At 51.5% G+C, this 13313-nt stretch carries 14 protein-coding genes; 12 read left to right on the top strand and 2 right to left on the bottom strand.

The genetic code is table 11. The features are described 5' to 3' along the window. Positions 1–3: 3 nt before the first annotated feature. From rfbD to folE, 8 genes are all read left to right on the top strand, one after another. Entirely contained in the window at positions 4–849 is an 846-nt protein-coding gene (rfbD, locus tag AC50Y3_RS23470) for a dTDP-4-dehydrorhamnose reductase (protein ID WP_494821250.1), read from the top strand. A gap of 279 nt (positions 850–1128) precedes the next feature. Then, complete coding sequence (locus AC50Y3_RS23465) at positions 1129–1551, top strand: GNAT family N-acetyltransferase (RefSeq protein ID WP_494821146.1); 423 nt, start codon at positions 1129–1131, stop codon at positions 1549–1551. A gap of 128 nt (positions 1552–1679) precedes the next feature. Beyond that, entirely contained in the window at positions 1680–2231 is a 552-nt protein-coding gene (locus tag AC50Y3_RS23460; protein ID WP_494821145.1) for a DUF402 domain-containing protein, read from the top strand. A gap of 5 nt (positions 2232–2236) precedes the next feature. Beyond that, positions 2237–2917 carry a signal peptidase I gene (gene lepB, locus AC50Y3_RS23455; RefSeq protein WP_494821144.1) on the top strand — a complete coding sequence of 227 codons (681 nt, stop codon included), beginning with the start codon at positions 2237–2239 and terminating at the stop codon, positions 2915–2917. A 34-nt stretch (positions 2918–2951) separates the two neighbouring features. Further along, positions 2952–4100: a tRNA epoxyqueuosine(34) reductase QueG gene (gene queG / locus AC50Y3_RS23450; protein ID WP_494821249.1), complete on the top strand. Its 1149-nt coding sequence runs from the start codon at positions 2952–2954 to the stop codon at positions 4098–4100. A gap of 24 nt (positions 4101–4124) precedes the next feature. Next, positions 4125–5159 (top strand): HD-GYP domain-containing protein, encoded by a 1035-nt coding sequence (locus AC50Y3_RS23445; RefSeq protein WP_494821143.1) that lies wholly within the window; start codon positions 4125–4127, stop codon positions 5157–5159. A gap of 755 nt (positions 5160–5914) precedes the next feature. Further along, complete coding sequence (locus AC50Y3_RS23440) at positions 5915–6160, top strand: YneF family protein (RefSeq protein ID WP_494821248.1); 246 nt, start codon at positions 5915–5917, stop codon at positions 6158–6160. 43 nt (positions 6161–6203) lie between these two features. Next, positions 6204–6797, top strand: a complete 594-nt coding sequence (gene folE, locus AC50Y3_RS23435) for a GTP cyclohydrolase I FolE (protein WP_494821142.1) — start codon at positions 6204–6206, stop codon at positions 6795–6797. Positions 6798–6868: 71 nt separating this feature from the next. Here folE and AC50Y3_RS23430 read toward each other — a convergent pair whose 3' ends face one another. Continuing rightward, positions 6869–7936: an alpha/beta hydrolase gene (locus tag AC50Y3_RS23430; protein ID WP_494821141.1), complete on the bottom strand. Its 1068-nt coding sequence runs from the start codon at positions 7934–7936 to the stop codon at positions 6869–6871. 261 nt (positions 7937–8197) lie between these two features. Between AC50Y3_RS23430 and AC50Y3_RS23425 the strand changes: the two genes are divergently transcribed. After that, positions 8198–8944: an IclR family transcriptional regulator gene (locus tag AC50Y3_RS23425; RefSeq protein ID WP_494821140.1), complete on the top strand. Its 747-nt coding sequence runs from the start codon at positions 8198–8200 to the stop codon at positions 8942–8944. 64 nt (positions 8945–9008) lie between these two features. Here AC50Y3_RS23425 and AC50Y3_RS23420 read toward each other — a convergent pair whose 3' ends face one another. Further along, positions 9009–10253 (bottom strand): sialidase family protein, encoded by a 1245-nt coding sequence (locus AC50Y3_RS23420; RefSeq protein WP_494821139.1) that lies wholly within the window; start codon positions 10251–10253, stop codon positions 9009–9011. Between the two features lie 185 nt (positions 10254–10438). Between AC50Y3_RS23420 and AC50Y3_RS23415 the strand changes: the two genes are divergently transcribed. The 3 genes from AC50Y3_RS23415 to AC50Y3_RS23405 all read left to right on the top strand — a co-directional run bounded on the left by AC50Y3_RS23415 (position 10439) and on the right by AC50Y3_RS23405 (position 13267). Further along, the gene (locus tag AC50Y3_RS23415) at positions 10439–10807 is read left to right on the top strand and encodes a hypothetical protein (protein ID WP_494821138.1); all 369 of its coding nucleotides are present in this window, start codon (positions 10439–10441) and stop codon (positions 10805–10807) included. 154 nt (positions 10808–10961) lie between these two features. Further along, positions 10962–12188 carry a glycosyltransferase family 2 protein gene (locus AC50Y3_RS23410; protein WP_494821137.1) on the top strand — a complete coding sequence of 409 codons (1227 nt, stop codon included), beginning with the start codon at positions 10962–10964 and terminating at the stop codon, positions 12186–12188. Then, positions 12185–13267, top strand: a complete 1083-nt coding sequence (locus AC50Y3_RS23405; RefSeq protein WP_494821136.1) for a glycosyltransferase family 4 protein — start codon at positions 12185–12187, stop codon at positions 13265–13267. The genes AC50Y3_RS23410 and AC50Y3_RS23405 overlap by 4 nt, the downstream gene beginning before the upstream one ends. Positions 13268–13313: the final 46 nt, after the last annotated feature.

Genomic DNA, 13313 nt, shown 5'->3' with positions numbered 1-13313 from the left:
GAACTGAGGATTCTCGTCACAGGCGCCAACGGTCAGTTGGGAAAAGAGCTCGTGCAACTAAAGGTCCGGCCGGGAATTCATATCCTGGGCTATGGACGAGAGCAGCTGGATATAACAAATTCGGAGCAATGCGCCGACGTCGTGAGTGCCTACTGCCCGGATGTGATTATCCATTGCGCAGCCTACACGGCGGTGGATAAGGCGGAAACCGACGTGGAGGAAGCCTACCGGATTAATGCACTGGGCACACATAACGTTGCTGGGGCAGCGAAGGCATGCGGCGCCAAGCTTTGTTACATCAGCACGGACTATGTTTTTGACGGCAAAGGCAGTGAACCTTACGAGATCGAGGAGCCGACCAATCCGCAAACGGTTTATGGGCAAACGAAGCTCGCCGGTGAGTTGGAAGCAGCATCGCTGCTCGATCGGTTTTACATCGTGCGCACCTCATGGGTTTATGGAAAATACGGCAGCAACTTTGTCCGGACTATTCTTAAGCTGGCCAGTGAACGAGACCGGCTGAAGGTTGTCAGCGATCAAATCGGTTCGCCCACCTATACGCTCGATCTGGCCGCATTCCTGATCGAGCTTGTCCAGACCGACAAGTATGGCATCTATCACGCTTCAAATACTGGAAGCTGCTCATGGTTTGAATTTGCGCAGGAGATCTTGCAGAGCAGGGGGATGGCCAATTCGGTCGTAATCGAACCTTGTTCGACAGCGGATTTCCCGAGACCTGCAGCCAGGCCGGCATATTCCGTCATGAGCCATGCCGCCATCAAGCGAGCTGGCTTGCAAGACCTAAGACCATGGCGGGAAGCATTAGCGCATTATATGAAGCATTCGTGAGAAAAAGTGCCCATGCGGCACTTTTTTACTTGCTATTGGGACGATTGATAGGGTTAATGTTATGAAAACGCTTAATTTAAAGCGTTTTCACTAGGAATATGTAGATTTATTATATTTTTTAAGGTTTTTTAAAGATATTAGAAGGAATTCGAGCTAATTTGTCGTATTATTAATTTTACCTAAAGAAGAAGGGCTGTCGCTGTTTGCGTGAAGCGAAGTTCATTTCTTCCCTAGCAATGCCGTTATTTCCATACTGCGTTTGAAGAGGAGCTTAAAGTTATGGACGTTCGATCCTTCCAATTAGCTGATTATCGGCCCGTTACGGAACTGCTGGAGACTGTGCTGTCAGAAGAGTGCTATGAACAAACGATGGAGGCTTTCGGCCGCCAACTATCATGGGACAGTGAGCTGGTGCTCGTTGCCGCGGTTGAAAATGAAATCGCAGGTATCATTATCGGGACGATAGACAAGGGCAGAGGGTACTATTACCGTATTGCCGTACATCCGAATTATCAACGTCAAGGTTTGGGTAAAGAGCTGATTCGCTGCCTGCGCGGACGATTTGAGCAACGGAATGTAACGAAAATCATGGTGACGGCTGACGAACATAACGAGCCGATTCTTTCGCTTTATGAATCATTGGGTTATGCCACAACGGACTTTTTCCGTTCCTTTCAGAAACTAAGTATTGTTGCCGGTTAGGCAGCAAGTCGACTCAAGCACTTATAAATAAGCAATTATGGACAAGCATATCTAGTGCGTCATTGATTTTGGCGTACAGATATGCTTTTCTTATAGTAAGAAAGTACCTCACTAGGAGTATTACGCTTATGACTACGTACCGTCCTTGTGTTATCAAGAGTTTCAAGAACAACGGCCATTTGCACCGGATGTGGCTGGAGAATTGGCAGGTTCCGACAGAGCAGCTGGCAAGCGAGCATGCGGCGGAATCGATGCATGTGTTCATCAACAGGCAGACACCGATTCAAGAGGCAGACGGCAAGCAGTGGATTAGCCGAGTGCCTGCAGTATCCTTCTTTATCCCCGGCGAGTGGTTCAATGTAGTTGGCCTGCTCGAGGATCATGGCGTTCGCTACTATTGCAATGTAGCCTCCCCTCTCTTCTTCAAACATGATGTTCTTACCTACATTGATTATGACCTTGATGTTATCGTGCCCCGCGGAGGGAAAGCGCAAGTCGTCGATCAAGAAGAATATGAGCTCCATAAGATTGCCTATCACTATTCGGAAGAAGTTAACCGAAAAGTAATGGAGGGGCTCGGTGCGCTGCTGAAGCGGATCGAGAACGGACAAGCCCCTTTCAATGATGACCTTATTCTCGGTTATTTTGAGGCGTGGAACAAACATATGGGCGAGGTGTAACAGCTATGAACGTCAATCCCGGTTCGGATACGGAGTCTTCGGAGCAAGCAGGATTCGGGCCGCGCAAACGATCGAGCTCCCCGAAGGTCAAGGTGAAAGCAAAGGCAGCAGGGGCTTCTTCTTCTATTTCCTCTTCTCGTAGGGAGTCGAAGCCACTGTCGCCCTGGGTTGCTGAGCTGCGCAGCTGGTTTATCACGCTGGCGATTGCCGCCGCGGTCGTTCTTTGCTTAAATGTATTCGTGTTTAACCTCTCAACGGTTAAGGGGCAGTCCATGGAGCCGACCTTGTATGAGAAGGAATGGCTGTTTGTGAATAAGGCTTCTTACTTAATGGGCGATCCGAAGCAAAGCGATGTGGTCATCCTGAAGGACCCTTCGAACGGAATCGAACATAAAGAGTATTTGGTTAAACGGATTATTGGGATGCCCGGTGACTCCATCGAGATTCGCCAGGGTCAGCTGTATCGCAATGGGAAGCTCGTTGTAGAGTCGTATACGGACACGGAAATTGAAGATTCGGATTATGGGCCGGAAACGGTCACAGCCGATCATTATTTTGTTATGGGCGATAACCGCCATAATAAGGCGAGCCGCGACAGCCGGTCGTTTCAGGCTGTGCCGCGCGATATGATTCTTGGCCGCGCGGATTTCATTCTGTGGCCGATCTCTAAATTGAACCATTTGTAAGCTTAAAGGAGACTCCGAGTTGGACGGGAGCAGTATGAACACGATCAACTGGCAACAGTTAAAAGCCGAGATGAAGGACGCTGCGGCGAGTCTTGGCATTGATAAAATCGGAATCGCTTCCGCGGAGCCGTTCACAGCGCTGAAAGAGCGGCTGGTTCGGCACCGGGAGCTTGGCTATGAGTCTGGCTTCGAAGAGCCGGACCTTGATAAACGGACGGAGCCTTCGCTGCTCTTCGAAGATCCGAAATCCATTATTGCGATTGCGGTCGCCTATCCATCTAAGCTCGTGGATCCACCGAAGTCGGAGCCGGGAGCAAGGCGGGGGTTGTTTTCAAGATCCTCTTGGGGAGACGACTATCACGGCGTCCTGCGCGAGCGGCTGCGGCGGCTGGAAGCTTGGCTGCTGGAACGCGTGCCTGAAGGACGCTTCTTAAGCATGGTGGACACGGGAGCGCTGTCAGATCGTGCAGTAGCGGAGCGGGCCGGTATCGGCTGGATTGGCAGCAACTGCTCGATTATTACGCCGGAGTGGGGCTCCTATGTGTACCTCGGCGAAATGATTACGAATTTGCCGCTCCCACCGGATGCGCCTGTCACGGAGAGCTGTGGCAGCTGCACAGCCTGTATTGATGCTTGCCCAACGGACGCGCTAGTAGCTCCGGGACAGCTGAATTCACAGCGCTGCATCTCCTTCGTTACGCAGACGAAGGGTGTGGTGACGGACGAGCTGATGCGTAAGATCGGCAATCGGTTATATGGCTGCGACACCTGCCAGGTCGTATGCCCCGAGAACAAGGGGAAGAACGCCACTCACCATCCGGAGCTTATTCCCGATCATGATAAAGTGAAGCCGCTGCTGGTACCGCTGCTTACGATGGGGAATCGGGCGTTCAAGGAGCAGTATGGCAATAGCTCCTCGGCTTGGCGCGGGAGGAAACCGATCCAGCGTAACGCTGTTATCGCGCTTGGCAATTTCAAGGATGCAAGCGCTGTTCCTGCGCTTGCGGATGTGCTGCGCAGCGATACGCGTTTTGAACTGCGGGCAACCGCTGCATGGTCGCTTGGCCGTATCGGCGGAGAGGACGCGGCAGAAGTGCTCAAGGCAGCGGCGCTGCGCGAGCAGGATGAAACGGTTCAGCAAGCAATCAAGGACGCGCTTAAGAGCACGACAGCTTCGATGTAAAGATATGGGGAAGAGGTAGACATCATGAAATATGTCGATATCGAAGCGGTTGAACCAGGCGATATTCTTGGCAAGACGATCTATGCCGTCAACGGGGCGGTGCTGCTTTCCTCGAATGTGCAGCTGACCGTCTTTATGATCAGCACATTAAGGCGCATCGGCGTCACGAATGTCTATATTAAAGATGCCGGCATGCAGGATATGGATGAGCAAGAGGAGATTCTGTCGGAGGACACCAAAGTCGGCATCATCAAGCAGATGTCCGAGACGATGGATTCGATTCGCTCCGGCAAAGATTTGAACTCCCGCGCGATCAGCTTAACGATTGAAGATTTGCTCTTCGATGTCATTCGCAATAAGGATGTGCTCGTTCAATTGAACGACATCCTTACGCGTGATAATGCCGAGTATATTCATGCGATGAATGTCTGCATGATCTCTTCCCTGCTTGGCGTCAGCTTGCAGCTGAATCAAGTGCAGCTGAAGGAATTGGCAATCGGTGCGCTGCTGCATGATCTCGGGAAGTCGGACCTTGAGGCAGAGGGAGAGATTGAGGAGCCTAAACGCCATGCGTGGCGAGGCTTCGAGCTGCTGAAGGCCAAACGCGAGTTCAGTCTGCTCATCGCTCATGTTGCGTTTCAGCACCACGAGCATGTCGATGGAACCGGCGAGCCGCGCGGGCTGATTGGGGATCAAATTCACCTGTATTCCCGTATTGTAGCCGTGGCCAACACCTTCGATAACCTGCTCACGAGCGGCGGCGGAGACGCCGGAAGGCTGCTTCCGCATGAAGCCTGCGAGCGGATGATGGCGATGTCGGGAACGCGCCTGGATCACGAGATCCTGGTTCATTTCATGCGGATCGTCTCGATCTATCCGAACGGCGTATCGGTTCGGCTCACGACGAAGGAAACGGGCATTGTCGTCGGGCAGCACCGCGGACTGCCGGGCCGGCCAATAGTACGTGTGCTCCAGCGTGAGTCAAATGACAGCGTCGAGAGCCGTGAGATCGATATGGCGAAGCATACGACGGTATTTATCGAGCAGGTGCTGGGCTAAGCTCGGGAGCTTAGCTGGGTAAGGCAGCTGAATAGAGGAATTGATTGGTTGAGTGAACCTGACCTTGTTTGATGGTCAGGTTTTTTTGTGTTTATGGGATCGAACAGGCCTGGCGACCGTTGTTACACGCGTTGAGTGCGGGGGGCGAGTGCATGGGGGCGAATGCGCGATGCGAGTGAGGTGCAGAATGTGGAGGCGAGTATCGAAGAGCGAGTGAGGTGCGGAAAGAAGGGCGAATATTGATTGCAAGCAAGTGAGGTAGGAATGTGGGTGTGAGTATCGAATGTGTATGCGAGTGAGGTGTGGAATATGGGGGTGAGAGTATCGGTTACGAGCGAAGTGGGGAATATCGGTGCGAGTTCGAATGAGGAATGATCTAACGAATCGTACAGGGCTTATTTGCCCCAAAACACCTCCAAAAAAACTCTAACGAACCGTAGAGGTCTTATTTGACGGTTTGCGGGTGTTTTGCACAAATAAGGCCCCCACGATTCGTTAGATTTTCGTAGCTCGGAGATTCGGCCGAATAAGACTCCTACGGTTCGTTAGATTTTCGCGGTATGGCAAGAATAAGCGGGCAGCAATATCCGAGCTGCAGATTGCGGATACGGTTCTGGGATGCCTATCAACATGAAGGAGGATTCAGTCTGTCGGACGAGGTCCTGTTTTCATTTACAGATTGTTTGCGAACGCATGGTCCTACATGCTATTATAAGTTGCAATATACTTACAGATAAGGACAAGGTGAGATGACAATGTGGACGGTCATTATTTCGATCATTACGCTCATAGTCGGCGCTGTTGGCGGCTTTTTCGCGGGCGTATACTACTTGCGCAAGCAGCTGGAGAAGATGCAAAACGATCCGGAAATGCTGAAAAAGATGGCAAAGCAAATGGGCTACAATATGAATAACCAACAAATGCAAAAAGCGCAGCAAATGATGAAGAACCAGAACCAGCAATTTACGAAGGGGAACAATCGGCCGGGCGGACGGAGATAAGAAGTACCGGGGATTGGTTCACAGGAAAGGAGACGTTGCAGATATGGCGGGCAGGAAAGATTACGTCAATTCAGCCGTTTCATCGAATAAGGATCAAATAGAGCATCATGTTCGTGAAATATTGAAGCTCATCGGAGAAGATGTGGAGCGCGAAGGTTTGCTGGAAACACCGGCACGCGTAACACGGATGTACGAGGAGATTTTCGCAGGTTATGAGGTGGACCCGCGCGAAGTGCTGGGCGTTACTTTCGACGAGCAGCATGAAGAGCTGGTCATCGTACGTGACATTGTGTACTACAGCCAGTGCGAGCACCACATGGCGCCGTTCTTCGGCAAAGCGCATATCGGCTATATTCCAAGCGGCAAGATCGCAGGCTTAAGCAAGCTTGCACGCCTGGTTGAAGCAGTAACGCGCCGTCTTCAAGTGCAAGAGCGCATCACATCGCAAATCGCGAATATCATGGATGAAGTGCTGCAGCCTCATGGCGTAATGGTCGTCGTTGAAGGCGAGCATTTGTGCATGTGCGCGCGGGGCGTGAAGAAGCCGGGCAGCAAGACGGTGACGTCGGCAGTCCGCGGTGATTTCCGTACAAGCGCAGCGCTCCGTTCGGAGTTTCTATCGCTGCTTAAGCAGTAACCACAATAAAGGCTCTTTCTTGCAGACTGCCCGATCGGCGGCCTTGCAAGGAAGAGCCTTTTATTTTGGACTTAAGCGGCGGTGGTGGATTTACGAGCTGCATCTACCTGACTGAGGAACAGAGCCGCGCGTTGAATGTATTCCTTCGGATGCGTGCGGAACAGCATCTCGTGCATGCCGCCTTCCACGATCCACTCGCGTGAGAGCGAGTTGTACTGGCCTGCGGAAACCCGCTCTGCGGTCGCCACCGGTGCTATCGCATCAGCGGTGCCATGCATGATGAAGAGCGGCATAGTATAGGTCGTTTGCAGCACCTGTTCAACAGGCAGTTGTTTAAAGTTTACGCCTGTAAAGAAAGGCAGCATCCATTCGATAATCGGGATAGATGGATACTTAGGCAGATCCATATACTGGCGTACATTATTATATAAGGAATCAGAGCTTGGGAGAAACGTACTATCGAGAATCATCGCATCAATACTGTCCGTCGAATCGGTTTGCAGCGCTGCTTGCAATGCGGTGCCTGCCCCCATCGAGAAGCCCCAGACGACAACCTCGTCCGCGCCTTGCGAGCGGGCATAGTTGACTGCCGCAAGTAGCTGCTGGGACTCTTCCTTGCCGCCGGTAGCCGGCGAACGCTGTCCGGAAGAGGCGTAGCCATAATCAAACATGAATACATTATAGTGCAGCCGATTCAGCAGGGCAGCGAGCTCGTACATCGGTACCCATGTTTCCTCACGGTTCGCGCCGTAGCCGTGGCTGAATACCACCGTTCTGTCGGAATGTGTTTCCGTTCCGACCGCAGGAATATACCAGCCGTGAACGGTAGTTCGCCCGCTCTTGCTCGGGAAGGAAACATCGCTGTAATCCAGCCCTTGAGCCATCTTCGGGTTAGAGTATAACGCAGGTACATAAGGATGCGCGATTACCCATGCGACATAGCCGTGGAAGGCGAGCGCAGTGAACAGCAGCAGAGCTGCCAAGGCCGACAGGACAGCAAGCGCAGCATGTTTGCGGCGAGTGCGGGTTCCTGCAAATGCCCGTTCAGGCACCTGCGGCGAAGGCAGCAGCGGGGGGAGCAGTCCGGGCGGGAATCCGCCGGCTGCGGGGAGTGCAGGTCTCAAAGTCGTTGTGCTCATGGTGGAGGCCCCCTCAAGAAGAATGATTATGATCACGATTGCCGATGATATTTTTGGAAGCGCTTAACTAGTGCTATATTCCTATGGTATGGCGCGCAGCCGTAGCCTGTCAATGCGTGTCGACGTAATGTTAACCTCCTGTAACATGGCTGTAAAATAAGCCGCATCGGAAGCCAAAGCTTTACCGGGCCGCCATCCTTACGTTATACTGACTGTAACCAAGTTTCACTGAGTGAAACTATAGCGAGGAGCCGACTTACTATGGCTGAGGATGGAAAATCAACGGTTCGTGCTGTCGAACGTGCACTGGATATATTGCTTTGCTTTACGATAAAGAAAGAATGGGCCATGACGGAGCTTGCCGATAGCGTAGGGCTTCACAAAAGCACCGTTCATCGCATGCTCGCTACGCTTGAGGAGCGTGGCTTCGTAGCCCGCGATGCGGCATCGGACCGCTATAAGCTCGGGCTTCGCATCTGGGAGCTGTCGGCGAATATGTCTGGCGCGGATGACCCTGCGGTTATCGGACTGCCGGAGATGGAACGGCTTCGCGATATGCTGGGGGAAACCGTCAGCTTGTATCTGCGTGACGGCAATGAGCGGATCCGGATTCAAGCTGTGCAGAGCATCCAGGCCATACGCAGGGTGGCTCCGATCGGAGCCAGATTGCCGCTGTATGTCGGCGCCTCAAGCAAGGTGCTTATCGCCTTCGAGGAGCCGGTTAAACGCGAGGAGCTGCTTGCTGACGCCTCGTGGCCGGCTTCCTTCGACAGGCAGCAGTTTCGGGAGCAGATAGCTGAGTGGCAGAAGCTCGGCTACGCGATGAGCGTGGAGGAGCGCGAGCAAGGTGCGGCAGCTGTAGCGGCGCCCGTCTTCTCTCGCACAGGCAAGCTGGTCGCAGCATTGTCGGTGTCCGGCCCGGCGAATCGGCTGACGACCGAAATCATGCGCAGTCAGGCGCCTGCTGTTATTGAAGCAGCCCGCCGACTTGGCGTCATGCTGAAATAAACCAAATAAGAGTCGAGCTGAGGGCTACCGCCTTTGAGCTCGACTCTTTTTGCGTACAAAGAACCTATGGAATGATGGTATCCGAATAACCCGCGAAGATACAGAATGTACCGGGACTCGTATCCATCCATACGCCAATGTAGCCGCCCGGGGGAACGCTGACGATGTCGATATAATCGCCGATGAGCGGTACCGGTGTAGGGCTGCTGGCATTAGGGTTGAACGAAACGTTGGTAATCCGGGTATTCGTGAAGGTTTGACCGCCGTTAATCGAACGTGCTACAAAGACGTCCAGATTTGTTGGGCTGACCTGGTTGCTGTAATAAATGACATTGACGACCCCTGTCAATGGATCGACATCAATAGCGGGGAAGAAGTTCTGTGTGCCTGCCGGAGCACCCGTAATGCTGACCGGTATCGTCCAGTTATTCGAGTCAGGTGCTCGCTTAGACATAAAGATATCGGCATAGCCAAGGCGGTTATCCTGCCATACGGCATATGCTTGGTTTGTGAAGGGGCCAACCGAACGGTCAGTCGAAATATTGGCAAAGGTGAGTACGCGGAAGTCCCATCCCGGAACAGGCAGAGGTGAAGGAACAGGGATAACTTGAGAGACGATGACTGCGTTTGGAAAGGAAGCGCCGCCGTCAGTCGACTGACGAACGATGAAGTTAAAGCTGGGGTCCACTGTGATATAAGCAACATCGATAACGCCGACCAGATCGACTGTGATGTCGGGCCGTTCCACTTGATCGGCTTCGTTCGAGAGCAGCAAAGGTTGATCCCAGGTGGTGCCGTTATCTCTGGAGCGATTGAAGAAGGCAACGGAGTTACCGCCATTATCAACATTGAACTGACGGTTATAGGTGACATACATATTGCCGATAAACGGACTTGCTTGCGAGGCATCAACCGTGCAGTTCGTTTCATCGTTGTTAATATACGAACCAAAGCCCGGACCTACGATTTGCGGAGCGCTAAATGTCGCGCCATTGTCGAAGGATTTGTAGACAACCGTTGTCCCATACTCTTCGCCCGGGAAAACGTGCGCGGAGACGAGAAAAATATTCGGGAATCCATACGACACAACAGGAGCTTCTGCACCATTAAAACCCGGAGGCAAAGGAAGCAGGCTATTGGCCCAACTGAACCCGCCGTCTAAGGAACGATACAAACCAATCAGAGGGGAACCTGATGTGTTATCGACGGCAACCGAAATCATGATGCCGGGAATGAGAAGATTCACGGCAACGCTCGGTTCAAACTTAGGCGGTCCTACCGGCGTGACTTGAAAGTTGAAGTTAGTCATGTTTCCTCCTTCTAAAACGAATCCATTAATAAACTCATAATGCATTGTACGAAGTTTGTCGAATAATGCTTGTTTGAATATCACGAAATGATTGAAAAATGTGCGTATGGAGGCGGATTAGTTCCCAATCATACATCACATGAAAGGAATAAAATGTAATTAATTGACATATAGGAGGTGAGGACATGCCGTTTTCATCCGGATTGATTCATAACGATTTACCGACACCTGCCTCAGGTGTTGTTATAAACGCACGGAACATCACCAGCACGACGGCTCTGGTGTTGATCGAGGTCTATGTTGTACCTCCAACGACGAATACGCTCACGCTAATCTATCTAACCGGCTACATTTTGCCTGGAAAATCGAGTGATTCACGTCAGTTTAATATTTCAGGCGACATTGCCTATGAAATACAGGTAAATGCATCGGGGGTACTTTCAGAGGTTGCCTTTACGGCTTTCGGGGTTGACGAATTTGGTTTACCCGTTGATGGCCAACAGATGCTTGCCATGGATTGGCAGGAAATTTCCGCTTTCTCAACGACGCCTTAGTGTAATGTGCCATAGACAAAGATGGGAGTTTAGCGATTATCGCTGAATTCCCATTTTTTTATAAAAGGCGAACGCCTCAAGGGATAGCCGCACAAGCAAACGGATGCCATATAAATACAATAGTACAGGATGGTGCATTGGAAGGAGTGACAGTATGATCGACTTAGGGGTTGTCATGCCACTATACAAGCAGAAACCGGCGTTTCTTGCAGCGGCGCTGGAATCTGTGCTGAAGCAAACGTTCCAACAGTTTAAGCTAATTATTGTCATTGATGGAGCGCCCGAAATGGAGCCTCTCGTCCGCATGCTCATTCAAGGCGATAAGCGAGTGCAAGTCGTTTCCCATGTTTATAATCAGGGGGTCGCCAAAGCGCTGAACACCGGTTTTCAACTTCTGCACGACATGCCCAATATTGCCTATTTAACCTGGGTGTCCAGCGACAACATTTACTATCCGAGATTTCTGGAGACGCTTCGTAATGCCTTAGTGAAAGGACCGCAGGAGCTTGGCCTTGTTTATAGCTCGTTCCAATCGGTCGATAACGAAGGCAAACCGATCTACGATGAGCAGACGCTTGCAGTTCAACGCCAATATCAATCGCAGCCGATTGATAAGCTGCTGGATTCCTCGCTCATCGGTGTCTCTTTTATGTATAAATCGATCTATGCCAAACAGATTGACGGCTACGAGCTTGTGCCGGTAGAAGATTATGATTACTGGCTGCGCATCACCGAGCATTGCCAAATCAAGTATATTCCTGTGGAGCTTCTCGATTATCGCGTGAACTCTACGTTTAGTGTATCAGCAACGCTGCAATCGACTGCCCAGCACCGCATATGGCGGTACGCGTATCACTTGGCGAGGCATCGTGCCAGGATGCGCAGGGGGATTACCCCCTACTTGACGATACTATTTCCGGTGAAGGAGTCCAGCCCTGAGGCCATCGCGCGAATCGAGAACCTCTACGAGCAAACCTTCAGTAACTATACATGCTATATTCTGGATCTCTCTCCGGACATGCGGGTTACGGCGGATCTGTCGCTCATTTCCCATCCGACGACGGATTTCAAATGGTTCCCGAATGCCAACATGGCAACAGCTTTGCTTCACGCTTCTCAGATGATCCAAACGCCATACAGCTACATCCTGGGACCGCATCTATTCAAGGATTTGATGGATCTGACTGTGTTGTACAACGAGATGGAGAAAGCGGCTCCCGCTGTCATGTCCAACTACTATAACGAGGAACACAATGCAGTCGGCTACAGACATTCAAGCACCTATTGTGCCAAAGATGGGATGTACGATGAGCTGTTCCGCAGGCAAAGTCTGGTTGATTACGTGAAAGCAAATTTTGCCCAAATGAGTGATCTGGGATGAAACTATTATTTACCTTCTTTAATCCCAGCGGCGGCATGGAAACACTCAATCGGATCCGCTGTCATGCCTTCATGAAAATGGACGTGGAATGCCACCTGCTCTATTCCTTAGATGGCGAAGGGCGCAAAAATATTAAAGACATTCCGACGTTCGTGATGAATGACGAGGCTTCCATCGGCAGGCTAATCCAGAGGCAAAACTACGATGCGATCGTCGTATGCACAGATGTGACGATGCTGCTGACGATCAAGAAGGCCGGCTTTAAAGGGCATCTTATCTTTGAAATTCAAGGTTTAGGGACGCTGCAAACCGCCAGCGCGGTGCTCACCGATATATCGGCCCGCGTGCTGCAGGCGGCAGACGGCGTCTTATACCCGCAGACGAGTCATCTGCAGGAGCTGATGACGGCACACCTGCAAGGCATCCCTCATTTCTGCTTCGACGACCCGCTCGATACGGAGGGGTTCGGCTACAGCTCTTACCCGCCGAAGCCGTTTCCGATCATTGGCTGGGTTGGCCGAATTGAGGCGAATAAGAACTGGCGAGAGTTTCTACTCATCGGTTCCCGCATGCTGCAAAAACATCCTGAAGGGTATCTGTGGATCTTCGGCGATACGACACTGGGCGAACCGGTGGAGAAGGAGCATTATGACAGATGGGTTAATGGCCTGCAATTACAACATAAACTCATTGCCTATTCCAACATTCCGCATGAACAAATTGCAGACTATTTCTCGGTCATTGGGGATTCGGGGGGATTTCTCTGCTCGACCTCCATTCTGGAAGGCTTCGGCTATGCGGTAGCGGAAGCGATGCTCTGCCGTTGTCCGGTGCTGACAACGGACTCTGATGGAATCCGTAGATTTCTGATTCATGATGTAACAGGGAAGCTGTATGCGCGCGGCAACGTCAATCAAGCAGTCATCCAAGGCGAATCGCTAATGAAGGACACTACACTTCGCAATACGATACGTAAAAATGCCGAGAAGCATATTAAACAGCATTTCTCTTCCGAGAAATACACCACTAACTTTATGAATATGCTAAAGAGCTTATCGCAGCGAAAGCCGGGGTTTTAGCATTATAAATAGATCGATATACAAAAGCGGGTCCGCTCCATGAGGA

The organism is Paenibacillus sp. J22R98 (assembly GCF_059383835.1).
The sequence above is the reverse complement of the archived record's forward strand: the minus strand, read 5'-3'. Positions and strand labels throughout refer to the sequence as shown.